This is a genomic window from Clostridiales bacterium (genome assembly GCA_015243575.1).
GTDB lineage: Bacteria > Bacillota > Clostridia > Peptostreptococcales > Anaerovoracaceae > Anoxybacterium > Anoxybacterium hadale.
This window is the reverse complement of record CP042469.1, coordinates 2,170,532-2,187,787: the sequence shown is the minus strand read 5'-3', so window position 1 is coordinate 2,187,787 and position 17,256 is coordinate 2,170,532. Positions and strand designations below refer to the sequence as shown.

Below are 17,256 nucleotides of genomic sequence, written 5' to 3'. Positions count from 1 at the left end.
AGTGAATAATCTGTTGGGAAAGGAGAAATATGCCATGGGGAAAATCGTAAATGCTTACATCCTGCCTCATCCCCCGGTAGTCGTGCAGGGGGTCGGACGAGGACGGGAGAGGTCAGCGTATACCACTGTTGAAGCGATGAAAAGAGCGGCGAGGGAAATCGGAAAAGACAGGCCGACCACCATTATTTTATCTACCCCTCACGCCCCTTGCTTTAAGGACTATGTCTATGTATATGATCAGGAGACATTATCAGGAGATTTCTCTGATTTTGGTAGTCCCGAAATCGAGTTGTCATTCAAGAATAACACTGTGCTTGCTGAACTGATTGCTGAAAAGGCATCGAAATCCTCTATTGGTGCGGGAGGACTCAGCACGATTCTGAAAAAGCAGTATGGCATCAGCAACCGTCTGGATCATGGTGCCCTTGTGCCCCTTTGGTTCATCCAGAAGGAATTGCCCGACTTCAAGCTCGTTTGTATTTCAACACCATTTCTCCCGTTTGAGGAGTTATATGAATTTGGGCGCAGAATTCAGGAAGCTGTTGCTGAGTCTGATGAAAGGGTTGTTTATATTGCCAGCGGAGATCTGTCTCACAAGCTGAACAAAGACGCGCCTGCCGGGTTCCATCCTCAGGGAAAAGAATATGATGAATATCTGGTTGGCAAAGTCAGGAGTAACGATTATAAAGGACTTTTGGAAACGGAAGAGAACTTTCTTGAGAATGCGGGAGAATGCGGAACCCGTTCGGTTATCATAATGTATGGGGCGCTGAAGGGAATGAACTTAACGTCGGAAGTCTATTCCTATGAAGGACCTTTTGGTGTAGGGTATCTCATCGCCAGGGTAAGTCCTAGCGACAGAATTGTGGGTGATCGAATGCCGAGCGAAAGGGGATCAGGAGGATACGGAAACTCCTACGTGTATCCCGGTGGTGCAAAAGCTGCAGAATTGGGACGGAATAGCAGCGACAGACAATCGTCAGGGCGAAATGATCCGCGCAGCAGGAGGAGTTTGTCGGGGAGACGTTACACGGGCAGAGGTGTTTCCGGCGGAGAAATCTCCAACAGCCGGGAAACGGAGAGACAGGCAGAGGAGGAAAGACGTCCCGCTAATGTGCAGAGCGCCGACCCGTATTCTGAATTGTACGGGGGAATGGAGTTAAAAAACAGCGATTATGTCAAGCTGGCGAGGGAAGCTTTGGAAACCTATATTCGCGATGGAAAGAAAATTCGCGTGCCTGATTGGGTGCGAAGTGAAATGAAGATGAAGAGAGCAGGAGCCTTTGTTTCCATTAAAAAGCGTGGTGCGCTGAGGGGCTGTATGGGTACTGTTGGGCCAACCATGGTCAATGTAGCGGAAGAAATCATCAACAATGCCATCAACTCCGGATTCAGAGATCCACGTTTTCCCGCGGTGAAGGAAGAGGAACTCAAAGAACTGGTGTATTCCGTTGATGTTCTGGGAGCACCTCAGAAAATAAACAGTCTTGAGGAATTGGATGTGAAACGATATGGTGTGATCGTAACCAATGGATTTCGAAGGGGACTTCTTCTCCCGGATTTGGAGGGAGTCGATACGCCTGAGAAGCAGGTTACCATTGCACTTCAGAAGGCCGGAATCATGAGTTCTGAGAGCTTTGATCTGGAACGCTTTGAAGTGATCCGTTATCTATAGAGGAACACTGATTCTTAGGTGCACATCTGGTCCGTAGCCATCTGTGCACCTTCTGTTACATCCGCGTTTCCTTAGCACGTTTTTTTAACTAATTATTGATCGGTTTGATTTTGATAGGGAGGGATAGAAGTGCCGGTGAAGGAAGCAATGTTCTATGAAAAGCTGGATCAAGGCAGGGTCCGATGTTTTCTATGCCCTCATAATTGCAGGTTTGGAATCGGGGGACGAGGCATCTGCGGCGTGAGGCAGAATCGGGAGGGAACGCTATACTCACTGAATTACGGCGAGATTTCTTCCATCGGTATGGATCCCATTGAAAAGAAGCCCTTATACCGCTTTCATCCCGGCAGCTCTATTCTTTCCATCGGTTCCATCGGCTGCAACCTGAAATGCCCATTTTGCCAGAACCACACCATCGCCAGGGTCAAACCGGAGGAGGTTCATACCTATCCTGCGGAAAGCCGGCAGATTGTTGACAAGGCATTATCCCTCAAGCAGCAGGGAAATATCGGCATTGCTTACACATATAATGAACCTGCCATATGGTATGAGTATGTGTATGATACTGCAAAACTAGCCAGAGAGAATGGTTTATTGAATGTGATTGTGACCAACGGTTTCATCGGCAGCGAGCCGCTGGACAAGCTTTTACCGCTGACCGACGCCATGAATATTGACCTCAAAGCCTACCGGGCGGATCTTTATGAGGATTTTCTCAAGGGAGGACTGAAGGAGGTGAAGACTTCCATAAAACAGGCGGCATCCAGCTGTCATGTGGAAGTCACTACGCTTATCATTCCGGGATTCAATGATGCTGTTTCTGAAATGGAGGAGATGGCAGAATGGCTTGCTTCTCTTTCGCCGGAGCTGCCGCTGCATCTTTCAAGATATTTTCCCAGGTATGAGCTGACCGATAGGGAGCCTACCCCGTATGAGACACTGCAAACGCTGAAACAAGTCGCGCAAAGGCACCTGAAGTATGTTTATCTCGGCAATGTTTAGAGGGAAATACCAGTGGTCTGCCTCAGAGCGTTTGGCAAATCTCGAGCCTCTGTGAAAACGCGGCAATCTGGTTTATCCTTTCCGGTTCGAGTTTGTTGAGATAAGAGAGAAATGAGTGGTGCCATTGGCGTGGCAGCATTTGAACTTCACTCGTATCCTTCAGTACCTTATCATATTCTCCAAACGCATCATCCCAATTTATTTCTGTTTTCAATCCCATGGTTTTCAGTAGCAGTGCAAGCTGAACTTCATTTAGGATCGAAAAAACAGAATCATATTCTTCTTCCCAAAAGCATTCGCTGTCTAATAAATCTGCCAGGTCTGTAAAACTCAAGGGAGCGCCCTTCAATAGCATCAATTTGTCTTGCACATACCTGCATGATAGAATTTCCTGATAAAGGATACGAAATTGAGAGTGATCCAAATAATCCTTGTCTCTGAATAGGATTGTCTGGTGAACATTTTCGTCCTTTAAAGAAGGGAAAAGGAGAGAAAGACTATCTGTTTGCAGGGCTTGCCAAAGCCGTCCTTTCATTTTTTGTACGGATGCTCTGATATATTGATCCATATCCTTTCTTGCAATGGACAGCTCGGTGAATAACCGAAATACTGTTCGGTCTACCAGCAGTTCAATTTGCTCCCTGCTTACGGAACTAAGCTCGTACTGCAAAAACTTCCGGTCATAATCGCTGATACTCAAGTTCAAAGCGCTCCTGCCAACCAGTAGAGAAGCCAAAGAATTAGCCAAAACCAAGTCGAATATATTAAAGAGCTGCTCTCGATACATAGGATCACTTCCCCGAATCAGTGAGATAACTTCCGAAGAGGGGTAATAGCTGCAAAATAGATTCTCTAGCTGGATTTTTTTCAGATAATCCATCAGATACTCCAGCCCTGTCAGTACCATCGGATCATTGCTTAGTGGATAGTCGATCGACCCGGGGTTTTCGTGCGCTCCGTAGTCTGCGTCATAAGCTGCAAAGAACAGAGGAATTCCCTTCTTGAGGGTATCGCTGTAGGCAAGTACGTCATCGTAGGGAAGATTTTTTTGGATGGCAGCCAGAAGCTCCTTTGCTGTCAAGAAATCCTCCTCGATTTGCTTCTTTCCCTTTTGGTATAATTCGTCCAGAGGACAAGTTTCCAAATTGCTGAAGACCTCATCGGAAAGAGGACGTCTCTTCAAATAATAACCGAGGGTAAAGAAGATCGATTGTTGAATTTTCTGCCCGGTCTCAAGGGGAACCGAGCTGCTGAAGCCGCTTGTATATCTGTTGAAAGCAGTAGTGAGCAGCTCAAGAATCTGATAAGGGAGCTGCTCCAATTTTCTTTGCGATAGAAGGGAACGGCGAGAGCCTTCGTTTACAACCTCTTGAAAAAATGTGGAAGCATCCAGCCCTTTGGAAACCTGTAACTGAATTGTTTGTTCTGCTAATTCATTGCGATTGTTCAAAATATCCTCCTCCTTAGTCATGATATCCGTCTCATTTACCATTCCAATCCATCATCCCAGACCTCAAAGATGCTGTACCAATCCATAGATGCTTCTTCTTCGCTTTCTGGCTCTCCATCTTCTTCAAAGACTCCTGATAAATCCTTGCTCAAATCGTTCAGGTCTGTAAGTCCAAAACGGATTCGTCGAGAGAGATTTTCCAAATCCCTTGACATGAGCAAATCCACAGAGCCCCGGCAGCTTTGCTCAAAGGACTGTTTCATAATGGAAATGAGTTCGTCGTCATCCATTTCGTCAAGGGTTTCGCTCTTGAAGTAATAAAAAGCTTCTACCAGAGCATTGAGCGTTTCAGCGTAGCTTGACTGATTCAGATAGGAAGAATCACAGAATTCCTCAATGATTTTATTGATGACTCCTCCAGAGAATTCTATTCGCCCTACTGCTTCCAATACGTCCGATCGGGTTTTGGCCAATTCTAAGGCCTCGGACTCTTTTAACGCAAGGCCGAAGCGGCTGGTGAGCTCGTTACAGCGTATAATTTCGGCAGCCGCCAGCTTTTCGACAGCAGCGGTGGGGATCAGGCTAAATTCACCATTCAATTTTCTTCACCCTTTCTCAAAAAAAACAATTGACAAATACGAGTACATGTGGTAATATTAAATAAGTATATTATGTTAAAAATACAAAATAGACGATTAATATTAACATTGAACTTTATATGTGTCAATGTTTTTTTTGCATAAGCTGCCAACAATTAAAAGCTGCCACACAAGCGATAGTTCACTAATGTGACAGCCGAAGAACAAAAATCATATTCTTATCTAAATCATATTCTTATCTAAATCATATTCTTATCGATGTATTTTGTCAGCTTGCCGAGACAGTTGACATAGCAGCCGAATTCATTGTCATACCATCCGAAAATCTTTGCATGTGTTACGGGAAAGCTCAAATCCTGAGCAGTATTGACACCGAAGCCCCGAAGAGCATCTGCATCTATGGAAAAGAAACCAGTGCGGGTGTGGTTTTCATGTCCCTCAATGACGACTGCTGCCTGACAGCCTGCCAGATCGGAGGAAACATTCTGTTCTTCGCTGAAGAGGAGCAAATCCTTTTGCGATCCTTCCCCTGCTTTTTTATATATTTCATTGATGAATTTTTTGTTGATTACTGGATCTCCTGTGTCATTCAATAGAGTACGGAAGGTAAGATTCAGCGATATCAACGATACCGTGCTGGTTGGAACACGGATGGAATCTGCCATAAATCCGATTTCTTTGATTTCCGGTAGGATTTCCTCAAGAGCGATTGCCGCACCTGTGGAGGTTGGAATGATATTGTTCATGACAGAGCGATTTCTTCGCAGATCATCGGTGCCTGCTTTGGGAGGCCCATCCAGAATGCTCTGATTGTTGGTGGCTGAGTGGACGGTGGACATGGATGCAGTGATGATGTTTACCGTTTCTTCCGTTTCAAGGAGCGGTTTGATCATATGGGCCAGAGCAGTTGTTGTGCAGCTGGCTGCGGAAATAAGGTGATGCTTCAGTGGATCATAATTTGCATGATTCACTCCGTATACAAACATAGCGCTGTCATCAGGCACTCTTTGTGAAGTTTCCTTGATTTGGAATGGCGCGCTGGCAATGACTTTTTCCGCTCCTGCTTCCAGATGGCCTCTGAGGCTGCCCTTTGCATAATCAGCGGGCAGGGAGGGATCTAAGAAAGCTCCGGTGCAGTCCACCACAAGCCGGACATCTTCCCGGCTCCAGGGAATATTCCTCGGATTTCTTTCTTTCGTGAGTACCTTGATGATGGTACCATCGAAATCAAAGAGGTTTTCTGCTAATTTGGTGACGGCGCACCTCTTGCCCGTGTGTCCATATAAAAAACGGTCTAAAGAGCCATAGGTGGAATCAGTAGTCAGGTAATGGATCACGTCGCTGTCTCGTTTGCCCAACGATCGGCCAGCGTTGATTACGATTGTATCAAAATGCTTCAAATTTAAATGGTTCCAGAGTGTCAATTTTCCGATCCGGCCAATTCCGTTGATTCCTAAGATTTTCTTGGTAGTAATTTGTGTCTGCATTTCATTCCCCTTTCATACAAGTTAAACAACCTGGATTTCATGAACTCCCTCATAGATCAAGCCCAAATTTCCATCGATGGAAATCATATCTCCCGCGGTGTAGTTCCGGTCACTAAAAATACAAGTTTTATCTGCGTCGTTCACCCGCATGCTTTTACAACTTACAATACAGACCTTTCCAAGGCTTGCAGCAGTGACGGCAGCATGAGAGGTGGCTCCTCCCTTGGCGGTGATCAGTCCGTCGCATTCAAAGATGAGAGGGATATCATCCGGTACTGTGTCTGGCCTGCACACAATAATTTTACCATGGGGCATTTCATGTCGTATCCGCTGAATATCCTCCATAGTAAACGCGATGGCACCAGACAGTGCACCTCCCCCGATGCCGATACCGCTCCCAACGAGTTTCATCTCTTCTGAGCCTGAGGTAAAGATACTGGCTTTCCTTTTCTTCTTGAGATTTTGATTTCTGGTCTGCAAGATGTAGAGGTCGTCAGGGTTTTCTGATTCGAAGGTGAATTCGATTTCCTGATGAACGAAACCATGCTTTTCGATGAGCTGTCTGGCGGAAGCAAGAAGCCTTTCGTAGAGATCGGGAAATGCGGATTCTAAAGAAAACGGAGCATCTCCATCGTAGTGTTTGCGCTGTGCTTCCGTGATGGGTAGGGTATTTACCAGGCCTGAAACTACATCCTCTCCCTGGCTGCACAGAGCAAAGTCTCCATAAAGATTAATACCACTCTTGCCGTTAAAAGGACTTTTGGTAAAAACAACTCCTGTTCCCGAGGAAGAGGAACGATTTCCAAGAATCATCTTTTGAACAATGACCGCCGTTCCCCATTCATCCGCAATCTGCATATGATTCCGGTAAGATATAGCGCTCTTGGCTGACCAGGAATCGATGACGCATAAGATGGCCTGACGAAGCTGGCGGAAGGGATCCTTTTCAATATGGATCTCATGATCAAGGAGAACCCTTTCGTATGCTTTGCAGGTCTCTCTCATTTGCTCGGGGGTAAACTGAATCTTCAATGCCACACCGTATTTCGTCTTCTGATCCTGCATTACTTTATCGAATTCGTCCCGCTCAATTCCGAAAAACATACCCCAGCTTTGAAAAAACCGCCGGTAGCAATCCCAGGCAGTCCACTGGTATCCTTCTCTTTTGCCAAAGGCCTCTGTGATTTCGTCATTCAACCCAACATTCAGGAACGTTTTCATAGCACCGGGAAGTGACAGCGAAGAGCCGGATCGTACGGAGAAAAGCAAGGGCTGCTCAGCACTTCCATATTTTGTGCCCGTGTTCTGCTCCACTTCGCTAAGGGCAGAGGATATATACTGATTCAGCTCCTGATTCATCTGAGGATGGTGGATCACGGTATCTTTATGGCGGAATAGTTCAGTTGTAAGGACAAAGCCAGGTGGAACACGAAAACCAAGAGAAATCAGCTTTTTCAGAAAATATGCTTTCGCGCCTAGAAACACGGGATTATCCATGGTGAGGGTTTCCTTCCCCAGAGGGCTGAGGATTAAATCCGGATCATAGGTCATGACATTGTTAATAAACTCATCGGAGTAAGTCTCAACCATACTCCTTATGGTGCTCAGGATATTTGTAATGAAATTGTCCAGATCCTGCACGAGAAATGCTGAAGATAAGTTTGCACGGAAGAACTTCTCGGATTCCATGTGTGCATATTGTTTGAGTTCCTCAGCGGTAAGCGTGCGGTTCGACTGAAGGATTTGAGGCACGATTTCCTTCAGTGGCCGCTCGTAAACATCAATGAAATACTCACTGATGATCTGCTTGATATCCTGTGCCATGAACTGGAAGAGATTGATATATTGATCCAGAGAAAAACTGGGAGAGGAAAGGCTGTACTGAAACATGCCGATATTGGAGTTGAAGCCTTGATTTGTAATACCGTCCAGCTCCAGTCCTTCTCGGAATAGAAGCAGAATATCCAGAATTCGGCGGAACGTTTTCTGAGTAATGTATTCCAGATTAATTCCCTGGAGAAGATCGGCCATCAGCTTGGAAGCCGCCCGTTCGAGGCGAAACATCAGGCCCAATGCTTCAAATTTCGCTTCAATATACTGACCGTACATGGAAGGAATTCCGATGGCGATGTGTCGCTTATAATAAATATCCTCCAGAGCAATGCTTTCTTTTGGGTCCAAGATGACGTCCTTAAGACGACGCATAAAACGATAGATGATCAGCAGGGAAAACTCAGCGTCGTTCTTTTCCAGTGTATTGCCGAGCTCCTGAAGCTCGCTGGGGCTGAAAAATCGGTAATTTTTTAGCATGATTACGATATCCTCAGACTCCAGAGAATATTTCTCCAGAAGCAGGGAATGTATTTCAAACAGCAGCAGAATCCGTTTTCGATCTCTATCTGATCCGCAGGAAAGAGAATCAAGAACCAGTTTGATTTGATCGACGTCCCAGCTCCAAAGAGCATTGAAGGGCTCTCCCATTATGTTCAGAAGTTCCTTCATAACCTCATGAGCCTGAAGGTACCACTCTGATTTTGGATCAAGGGAGTAGTAGACATCCTCCGGTACAAGCTCTTTCAGCAGGGTAGAATCACCCTCAAGCCAGTATCCGATGATCCTGCGAGTTAGTTCTATATGAGTGTTATTGCTTTCCGTATGGACCTGCTTTCGCAGAAAATGAATGAGCCGGTCCTGCCGTCTTGACATTTCATCCACAGTGGTGGTGACTTCCCGCAGACGTCCTTCCGCTCCGATTTCACGAAAATAGACGGGGAAAATCCTGGCAAGCTGCTTCATCTCTCTGTAAACCGGCTCTATATTTGTATTTAATAGTTTTGTGACCTCCCTTTGGAAGAGGTCTGTGTCGGAGATAAAGATGCCGCCCAGCTTGAGATTGACGATCAAAGCTTCCAGCAGTTCCCGTGTCTCGTAGGGTGAATATTCGATGAGCTCCAGCCACACTTTAATATTCTTTACATGATTTGCATTGACCTTGATCTGCCAGTCGGAATTTACGGTGATCTGTCCCGGATAGTGGAAGCCGGAGCGAATCAGACCTCTGACAAAATGAGAGATAATACTTTCATTTCCTGTGTGGATCAACTCTTTTCCCAAGGTGAGGATACAGTCCAGTACGGTACCCGCGTGGCGGAATTTCAGCTCTTGAAACAGTATTGTGATGGTATTAAGGAATGCTTCTATCTGATCCTCGTTAAGCTCTGACAGAACATTTCGTAGATAGCGGTTCATGTCATAAAGGAGGTGATCCTTGAGATAGATCATGCCTGGCAGCTGCAGCAGGAAATGCAGATAGTATATTTTCTCCAATGCGGAATCAAACCGATCGGTAAATTTACGAAAATAGTTAGAAATATCATTGAAGAACATAAGCCCGTAAAGACTCTTCCAATCAGACGCCGAATTCAGTTCGATTCTCAGGCGGTCAAAGAAGGGTGTTCCGATTTCAATGAATGCCTCTTGATCCAAAGAAGAGAACAAAAGATTCTTCTGGCTCATCCAGGTATTAATATCTGCTGTATTTTCCCAATATTGAATGCATTTTTTAAGAATGTTATAGGTCATATGGAAGACCACGTCACGATAGTCTGGAAACTGAGCCAGCTTATCAAAATATGTTTTGAAGTAGCCGGAGTTATAAAGATATGGAAGCTCATGAACATTAATATCCTCACAGATCAGCTGAAGGCATTCTGTAATGATCGACCTGGGGAACCCTTCCAGTGATACCAGACGCTCCATAAATTTGATGACTGTTTTGATCAGCAGCTCTCTTTGCGGCTCGTTGAGCTCTGAACGAATCAGCTGCCTGAAAATACTCGAAAGCACCTTGAGCGCTCTTTCCGACTCATCTAAATCGTTATAGAACCAAAGGTCATTCAAGCTGATATTGTGAAGCGTTTCTATGACATATTGATAGTTTACATATTTGTGATTCAGTTCAATGATAAATTCCTCTGCTCGTTTATGAATTCCCCACTTGGCTTCTGAAATCTGAATAAACCATTGCTGTTCAGCGGGAATCTGGAGCTCAGTGTTCTGTGTGTTTTTTAAATTTTCTTCCAATGCTGTCGATGTAAACGTGTTCAATGGTGCGTACCTCCATTCCATGTATATGCATTGTCAACTTGGATATATTATACCATTAAATTTTATTAAAAAACTATAAAATATGACCAGTAAATCGAATATTCTATTATTTTCAAATTAAAACCACGATCTAAAAAAAATAGTACTAAGTGTATTCAAGATTTTGCCAAATAGTGCAAATCTGATATAATATATCAGAGGAAGCGCTGATTGATTCCATAGGACTTTGATTCCATATGACTTCATTCAATCAGCGCTTCCTAAGAAACTTACTTGGGGAAATGATGATTCTAGTACAAAAGAAAAAAGGGGGAATAAACATGGAATGGAGCAGGCTATTTGATAGTAGCAGAGAACCTGAGACTCAGGAGATTCAGTCTTTTATTGGAGGCGGTGAACCGCTGTACACTCAGCTGCGAAGTTATCTTGAGGATGTCTATAATGCAAAAGCGAAGGCTGCATATAGCAGTTGCTCTGCACAGCCGGGATGGAATGTGAAATATCAGAAGAGCGGAAAGTCACTATGCACGATATATCCGATGGAGGGGTTCTTTATTGTTCTCGTGGTGATTGGAGCTAAGGAAACCGCTGAAACAGAGGCCGGAGTTGCCATCGGAGCATTTACTCCGTATATACGGGAACTTTATGAGAATACCCCATTTTCCTGTGGCGGACGCTGGCTGATGATTCGGGTAACGAGCGAGGAGATTCTTGCGGATGTGAAGAAGCTGATCGCATTGCGTGTAAAGCCTAACAATAAAAGCTGACGCTTTCAGCAGAACCAAAGCGAACCCCTGGTTATAAATGGAATCATGATGCATATCATGTAGAAATAAGCGCATTAGTAGTGCGGGATTAGGATGAGGGGTGTTATTGGTTATGGTGAGTACTGCGGCAGGCTATTGGAAATATCATTTTGCGAATTACGGCCAGATGAATCTGATGAACGAACTCCGTAAATTATGGACGGAGCATATGTATTGGACGCGACTATTTCTTATCAGCTCGCTGTCAGGGCTGCCTGATCTTGAAGTTACGACGAACCGACTCCTTCGCAATCCCTCGGATTTTTCAAAAGTGCTTGAAGTTTTTTATGGTAAGCAAAAAGCTGAGACGTTTCGGAGTCTGCTGGAGGATCATTTAAAAATAGCAGCTGTAATTGTGGATCAAACCATGAAGGGCAATGAAAAAGTAACGGAGCAGTATGCAAGACTCTGGTATTCGAATGCAGATCGCATTGCTGCATTTCTCGCAAGCATCAATCCTTGTTGGTCTGAAGAAGAATGGAAGAACTTGCTCTATGAACATCTCAAAATGACCGGGGAGGAGTTGGCCGCCAGATTGACCGGAGATTTTATAAATGATGGCATTATTTTCGATAGAATTGAAGAGCAGGGGCTCGCAATGGCGGATGTGATGGCCGCTGGGATGATCAATCAGTTTGACATTTAGGAAGTGCTGATTGATTCTGTTTTGTTCGATGTCATTCACTCAGCGCTTCATTGGGAAAGGATAAAATGATTTAAGGATGAATTACAAAAAGATAAAAGAAGCAGAGTTTCTATCTCGTCCAAACCGGTTCCTTGCTAAGGTTCAGATGGATGGAACTACGGAAACAGTGCATGTTAAAAATACCGGACGATTAAGAGAATTGCTATATGATGGTGCCCGGATTTATCTGGAAGACCACGGCGAAGACAGAGGCATGAGGAAGACAAGGTTTTCCTTGGTGACCGTTGAAAAACGAAGCCAACCCCCGCATACTTCCCGGCTGATCAATATTGACTCTCATGCTCCCAATCGCGTTGTAGGAGAAGCTCTGACAGAAGGACGCATTGCGCTTCCCGGACTAAGCCCAAATCTTTCCGTGATCAAGCCGGAAGCGGTCTATAAGGCGTCTCGTTTTGATTTTTATATTGAAGATGATAAGGGGAACAAAGCGTTTTTAGAAGTAAAAGGGGTGACCCTCGAAGATGAGGGAGTCGCCAGGTTCCCTGATGCACCCACAGAGCGGGGTGTGAAACATATAATGGAATTGTGCCATGCAGCGGAGCATGGTTTTAAAGCTTACGTCATTTTTGTAATACAAATGAAAGGGATCATTTGCTTTATGCCTAACGACGCGACCCATCCCGCTTTTGGTGATGCATTGAGATTCGCAGCGGCTCAAGGGGTTGAAATATTGGCCTTTGACTGTGAGGTAACGGCGGAAAGTATGCGGCTCAGAACAGAGGTAAAGGTCAGCCTTTAAGCTTTAAGGATTCATTCGATTAACAATTTGGCTATTAAGTTGATTATAAAGTTGATTATTAATTTGGCTATTAATTTATATTTCTGCGATACGGGGTTTGTTCTCGCATCGTAATTTCGAAATGGGAATATGTATCAGATGTCAGCGATTCAAAAATCCGATAAAAAACATGGTTTTATATTCTATTTCGCTATGTTCCTGGCCCTTCTCTTTCTTTCGGCAACCATTTTCTTTCAAAGCCATTTTTATCCTGGTACGATGATTAACGGAATTAAGGTGTCTCTTCTGAATACTGCTTCAGCGGATCGGAAAATATCGGAGGCGGCCTCGGCGTATGTGCTAACGCTGAGGGAAAGAGGAAATGGAAAAGAAATGATCTCAGGAACGGAAATTGGTTTGATTCCCAATGTGGACAACAGCAGTACATTGCTTAAAAGCGAACAAAATAAAATCTTTTGGGCTTTTTCATTCTGGCAAACAGAAGCATTGGAATTCGGCAATGCTTTCACTTATGATGAACTGCTGCTTAGTGACAAATTTGAAACCCTTGGATGCATGGATGAGTCCAGAGTAATCCGGCCGCAGAATGCAACCCTTCGCTATGGGAATGGGAGTTATGAGGTGATAAAAGAGATCAATGGGAATCTGGTCAATAAGGGGTTATTGCTCTTTTACATTAAAAATGCGGCTAATAACGGCAAGGGCATACTTGATCTGGATGACAAACAGTGTTATATTGATCCGAAATTGCGTTCTAATTCTACAAAGGTAGCAAATACTAAGGCAAAAGTAGAAAGCTATCTGGCTTCCAAAATCATTTATCAGTATCAGGACGGAAGTGAGACGGTTGATTCGGAAGAAATCAGCCAATGGATCGAGTTTGACGATGAATTGAACATCCTTTTCAACCATGACAAAATGAAGCAATTCCTAAAAGAGCTTGCTGCCCACTATAATACCCTTGGCAAGGAAAGAGAATTCATAACCGCATCGGGAAAGAAAATTATCGTCGGCGGCGGCGATTTCGGCTGGAAGGTAGACATTAAGGGTGAAGTTGAAGAACTGGCGGAAGCTGTCGTTCGGTGCGAAACGCTCTACAAGGAACCTAAATATTTACAAAAGGGCGCTGCCCGTGGACTGAATGACATTGGAACTACCTACATCGAAATCGATCTTTCAAGGCAGTACCTCTGGTATTTTGATGAGGGTGTATTAGTTGCTCAGGGAGCGGTAGTGACGGGAAATGTGAGCAGCGGATATAAAACACCGGACGGAATTTATAGTCTGAAGTATAAAATAAAAAATGCCGTTCTGAAGGGGCATAACTATCGAGTTGGAGTATCTTACTGGATGCCTTTCAATAACGATATCGGAATTCACGATGCTTCCTGGCGCTCACAGTTCGGAAGAGATATTTATTTGACCAGAGGTTCCCACGGCTGCGTCAATGCTTCCTTTTATCTGGCGAAGACTCTCTTCGAAAACGTTTCTGTCGGTACGCCTGTAGTTTGCTACTATTGATTCATAAACTATAGTGTGATATTATTTTCTTAAACTATCGTTCTTAAAACAGTAGTTTGGCATAGAAAGTAAGAATTGCGGAGGTTTAAATGAATAGGAAAGAATTTTTAGATGAACTGGAAAATGCACTGACCGGACGGATGCCGGAGGGAGATGTCAGAGAGATCTTGTCTGATTATGGCGATATCTTCACTCAGGGTAAGACAGACGGGAAAACAGATGAGCATATATCAGGGGAGATTGGCTCACCAGCTAGAATTGCAAGGAAGATTCTGGAGGATAGTGCCGAGTTTGAAAACGGGCAGCAAGGCCAGCAAGGCCAGCAACATAACAGAGATTTTCAGTATGAGAAGCATGGACAAAGACCGTATACGGATTTCCAAAGAAATATCAATGAAAAGACAAGTAAGATTTTCGATAAGGTGGTAGAACCTGACCGGACTGTGGACACCAGAGTGCTGGCATCTATGGGTCAGAGGCTGGGCGCATATATTCTAGATGGATTGGTGCTCGGTGTGATCGGAGTAGGTCTGATGCTGGTACTGTTTGCTCCTGTTTTTTTCACGCGCGTTGGTAATATTAATATGCTCAATTCGGTTGTGCCTCATAATATCGGAATGGGAGATATGATGCTAGTCGGTAGTGCATTTCCTCGCTTTTTTTCTATCAACATCGTTCTGCTGGTGATCCTTCTTGGGGTTTCCAATCTTTTCACTACAATCATCCTTTGGGCATCTAATGGATATTCCCCCGGGAAATGGCTACTAGGAATCAAAGTTGTAAAGCTGAATGACCAGAAAATTACATTCATTGATGCATTGCTGAGAGAATTGCTCATCAAAGGGATCGCCAATTCGATTCTTTCAGGGGTTTTGAATGTGATCTCATTCATCTGGGGCTGTATTTCGGAAGATCGAAAGACGGTTCATGATCTGGCTGCCCAGACACGTGTCCTAAAGTTTGACCGGAGTTCAGGCCGCAGTCAAAGATATTAAGGATGAGGAGAGAGCGCAGCCTATGGATACACAGATGAAGAAAGGCGTTTTGGAAATGTGCATCCTCATACAGCTAACATTGAAGGACATGTATGGTTATGAAATTATGAAGCTGATTCAGGAGTTTTTTCCTGAAGTATATGACGGATCCATTTATGCGATTTTAAGAAGGATCAAAGGAGATGGATATACGGAAACTTATATGAAGGACATTCCTTCCGGGGGACCGGCCAGAAAGTATTATCGGATTACTGCAGAGGGCAGAACATACTGTAATGCCATGATCATGGAATGGGAACAGATGACAAAGAGTGTTGAAGCACTCATGGAAAAACGGGAACAATAAAAACAAAGTAAGTGTTTGTGCCTGAAAGACAGACGATACAGACCTCGGCTAAGAAAAAAGGGCAGAAGGATTGGCTTCTGCCCTGATTTTTTCTTTTACCAGCTCACTCAATCCAGAGGGCAAGTGATGGTTCAATTTACCAGCTGCAACCATTTGTTCCGTTGAACTGGAACGCTGACCGGACTTTGCCTCGGTCACTGGCGCCGCCAACTCTGCCACAGCCGCTGCCGATTCCGGCAACACCGCCACGACAGTCACTGATTCCGGCAACGCTGTCTCTGCCGCCGCAGGACCGGCAAGGTACAAGGTCATTTCCCCAGACGCAGTCATTACAATTTCCGGGACCAATGGTTACTGCACCGCCTGTTGCAGGTATTTGCTGCGTATTACAGCCGAGACGGTCTGTGTTGGGCCGGGGTGGTCTGCAGGAGCCTGTTCCGCCGATATTTCCTCCTCGTCCGCATCTGCAGGGATTTGGATTTACATCATCACAGTCTTCTTCATCTTCCTCGATCTCAGCAGCTACAAGAGAACCCTGGCAGGGCTGAAGTGCTTCGCAGGCATTGAGGCAGAATAAGGTTCTGCGTACGGTCTGAACGTATAAGGTCGGTTCAACTGCAACGTTGGTAACAAGAGCCACATTCAGAACGTTTTCGTTGCAAGGATCTACATCAGGACAAGGCCAGCAGCCGTGTCTTTCCCCTTCAAATTCATCATCTTCGAGCATCATCTGAGGTCTGCCGCAGGTAACATAAATTTCAGGGTTAATGAGGCTGATCTTGGCACTGAACTGGAACAAGATCTCCGGAGCCGTGCCATTGATAGCACAGGGCAGGCTCAGTTTACGTACTGAGAAGTTGCTGGGACAATTGTGCTGGAGCGTCGTATTGGGGGAGTTTGGTGCATTGGAAATCTCCAGGCGGAATCGGCAGAGTCTGCCATTCGTATTTACGGTACCTTCTAAAACGTAAGTCGCACGCAGATCCCAGGGACCCACGTTGGTGATCAGGAAAAACGCCTTTGTGGGAAGCCCAGCATTAAGGCAGCGTTCTTTCTGAACCCTTGGAAGTACATTTGCGGTTCTTGCTGTGTACTGGCCATTGGAATATTGCAGGGAATCGACTGGAAAGCCATCCAACGTGACCTGGGAAGCATTGATGTTTCCCGGGGGTTTTGTATTGAAATATTCAACGACTACAAAAGCATTCTCAATGTTAAATACTGCATTGCTGGAAAGAGTACAAGGAATGACGCTGCAACCGTCAAGGAGCAGCTCCGTTTTGAATCTTCTGCTGTTTCTGCCGCCTGTATTCAAATTGTAAAGAATCGGGCTTGCAGTATCCTTATTGAATGAGAAAACTTTATCGAGGTACGTTAAATAGTTCTGCTGGCTGGCAAATTCAATGTCATCCGTGTCAAAATTCGTCCCACAGGTGTGACCCAGACAATCTCTGGCTGCAAGAAGACCGGCATCGGATATGCGTTGTTGTTTCATAACTGATAACCTCTCTTTATGATTGTATCATAGCAAATGATCTATATTTACTTTACTATGTAATGCGATTTCCGATCTGCAAGCAAATTGTTGCCCGGCGGGAGTATGCTCGATGGGAAGATCGTATTGATCTGTTTCCCGAAGAATCAAACGGCATATTTGGGAACAGAATGAGGATATTAAGGCAATCAGTTAGCCTCAGTCTACAAAAGAATACACGCCTGAACGGTCAAATTGAAACGCTAACTGCGTTCTCGTCCTCTCGTTACAGTCAGTAGCGCATCGTCCTGCGGCCTTGTTAGCGTTCCAATTTCATCTGTTCAGGTCT

The 17,256-nt window shown here is 44.8% G+C and carries 12 protein-coding genes and 1 pseudogene; 8 read left to right on the top strand and 5 right to left on the bottom strand.

What is annotated here, in order from left to right; all coding sequences use genetic code 11:
• Positions 1-34: 34 nt before the first annotated feature.
• On the top strand, positions 35-1,675 hold the full coding sequence (amrA, locus tag FRZ06_09550) for an AmmeMemoRadiSam system protein A (GenBank protein ID QOX63578.1): 1,641 nt from the start codon (positions 35-37) through the stop codon (positions 1,673-1,675).
• 147 nt (positions 1,676-1,822) lie between these two features.
• Positions 1,823-2,677: an AmmeMemoRadiSam system radical SAM enzyme gene (gene amrS, locus FRZ06_09545; GenBank protein QOX65886.1), complete on the top strand. Its 855-nt coding sequence runs from the start codon at positions 1,823-1,825 to the stop codon at positions 2,675-2,677.
• Between the two features lie 22 nt (positions 2,678-2,699).
• Here the strand turns inward: amrS and FRZ06_09540 are convergent, their stop codons facing one another.
• The 4 genes and pseudogenes from FRZ06_09540 to FRZ06_09525 form a co-directional block, all read right to left on the bottom strand.
• A complete protein-coding gene (locus tag FRZ06_09540) occupies positions 2,700-4,169 on the bottom strand; it encodes a hypothetical protein (GenBank protein ID QOX63577.1) in 1,470 nt (489 codons plus the stop codon).
• Between the two features lie 119 nt (positions 4,170-4,288).
• Positions 4,289-4,726: pseudogene (locus tag FRZ06_09535) on the bottom strand (hypothetical protein).
• Positions 4,727-4,965: 239 nt separating this feature from the next.
• Positions 4,966-6,213: a glyceraldehyde-3-phosphate dehydrogenase gene (locus FRZ06_09530; GenBank protein ID QOX63576.1), complete on the bottom strand. Its 1,248-nt coding sequence runs from the start codon at positions 6,211-6,213 to the stop codon at positions 4,966-4,968.
• 21 nt (positions 6,214-6,234) lie between these two features.
• Entirely contained in the window at positions 6,235-10,341 is a 4,107-nt protein-coding gene (locus tag FRZ06_09525; protein ID QOX63575.1) for a pyruvate phosphate dikinase, read from the bottom strand.
• Between the two features lie 299 nt (positions 10,342-10,640).
• Here FRZ06_09525 and FRZ06_09520 point away from each other — a divergent pair, with 299 nt between their 5' ends.
• The 6 genes from FRZ06_09520 to FRZ06_09495 all read left to right on the top strand — a co-directional run bounded on the left by FRZ06_09520 (position 10,641) and on the right by FRZ06_09495 (position 15,433).
• Positions 10,641-11,087, top strand: a complete 447-nt coding sequence (locus tag FRZ06_09520; protein QOX63574.1) for a DUF3788 domain-containing protein — start codon at positions 10,641-10,643, stop codon at positions 11,085-11,087.
• A gap of 100 nt (positions 11,088-11,187) precedes the next feature.
• Positions 11,188-11,772: an acetylglutamate kinase gene (locus tag FRZ06_09515; protein QOX63573.1), complete on the top strand. Its 585-nt coding sequence runs from the start codon at positions 11,188-11,190 to the stop codon at positions 11,770-11,772.
• 76 nt (positions 11,773-11,848) lie between these two features.
• Entirely contained in the window at positions 11,849-12,571 is a 723-nt protein-coding gene (gene sfsA, locus FRZ06_09510) for a DNA/RNA nuclease SfsA (GenBank protein ID QOX63572.1), read from the top strand.
• A gap of 129 nt (positions 12,572-12,700) precedes the next feature.
• The gene (locus FRZ06_09505) at positions 12,701-14,092 is read left to right on the top strand and encodes a L,D-transpeptidase family protein (GenBank protein ID QOX63571.1); all 1,392 of its coding nucleotides are present in this window, start codon (positions 12,701-12,703) and stop codon (positions 14,090-14,092) included.
• Positions 14,093-14,181: 89 nt separating this feature from the next.
• Entirely contained in the window at positions 14,182-15,087 is a 906-nt protein-coding gene (locus tag FRZ06_09500; protein QOX63570.1) for a DUF1700 domain-containing protein, read from the top strand.
• A 22-nt stretch (positions 15,088-15,109) separates the two neighbouring features.
• On the top strand, positions 15,110-15,433 hold the full coding sequence (locus FRZ06_09495; GenBank protein QOX63569.1) for a PadR family transcriptional regulator: 324 nt from the start codon (positions 15,110-15,112) through the stop codon (positions 15,431-15,433).
• 136 nt (positions 15,434-15,569) lie between these two features.
• Here the strand turns inward: FRZ06_09495 and FRZ06_09490 are convergent, their stop codons facing one another.
• Positions 15,570-16,928 (bottom strand): hypothetical protein, encoded by a 1,359-nt coding sequence (locus FRZ06_09490; protein QOX63568.1) that lies wholly within the window; start codon positions 16,926-16,928, stop codon positions 15,570-15,572.
• Positions 16,929-17,256 lie beyond the last annotated feature (328 nt).

Coding starts and splice junctions, on each gene's coding strand:
- FRZ06_09520 (QOX63574.1), top strand. CDS start 10,641: ATGGAATGGAGCAGGCTATTTGATAGTAGCAGAGAACCTGAGACTCAG.
- amrS (QOX65886.1), top strand. CDS start 1,823: ATGTTCTATGAAAAGCTGGATCAAGGCAGGGTCCGATGTTTTCTATGC.
- sfsA (QOX63572.1), top strand. CDS start 11,849: ATGAATTACAAAAAGATAAAAGAAGCAGAGTTTCTATCTCGTCCAAAC.
- FRZ06_09540 (QOX63577.1), bottom strand. CDS start 4,169: ATGGTAAATGAGACGGATATCATGACTAAGGAGGAGGATATTTTGAAC.
- FRZ06_09525 (QOX63575.1), bottom strand. CDS start 10,341: ATGGAATGGAGGTACGCACCATTGAACACGTTTACATCGACAGCATTG.
- amrA (QOX63578.1), top strand. CDS start 35: ATGGGGAAAATCGTAAATGCTTACATCCTGCCTCATCCCCCGGTAGTC.
- FRZ06_09530 (QOX63576.1), bottom strand. CDS start 6,213: ATGCAGACACAAATTACTACCAAGAAAATCTTAGGAATCAACGGAATT.
- FRZ06_09490 (QOX63568.1), bottom strand. CDS start 16,928: ATGAAACAACAACGCATATCCGATGCCGGTCTTCTTGCAGCCAGAGAT.
- FRZ06_09505 (QOX63571.1), top strand. CDS start 12,701: ATGTATCAGATGTCAGCGATTCAAAAATCCGATAAAAAACATGGTTTT.
- FRZ06_09500 (QOX63570.1), top strand. CDS start 14,182: ATGAATAGGAAAGAATTTTTAGATGAACTGGAAAATGCACTGACCGGA.
- FRZ06_09495 (QOX63569.1), top strand. CDS start 15,110: ATGGATACACAGATGAAGAAAGGCGTTTTGGAAATGTGCATCCTCATA.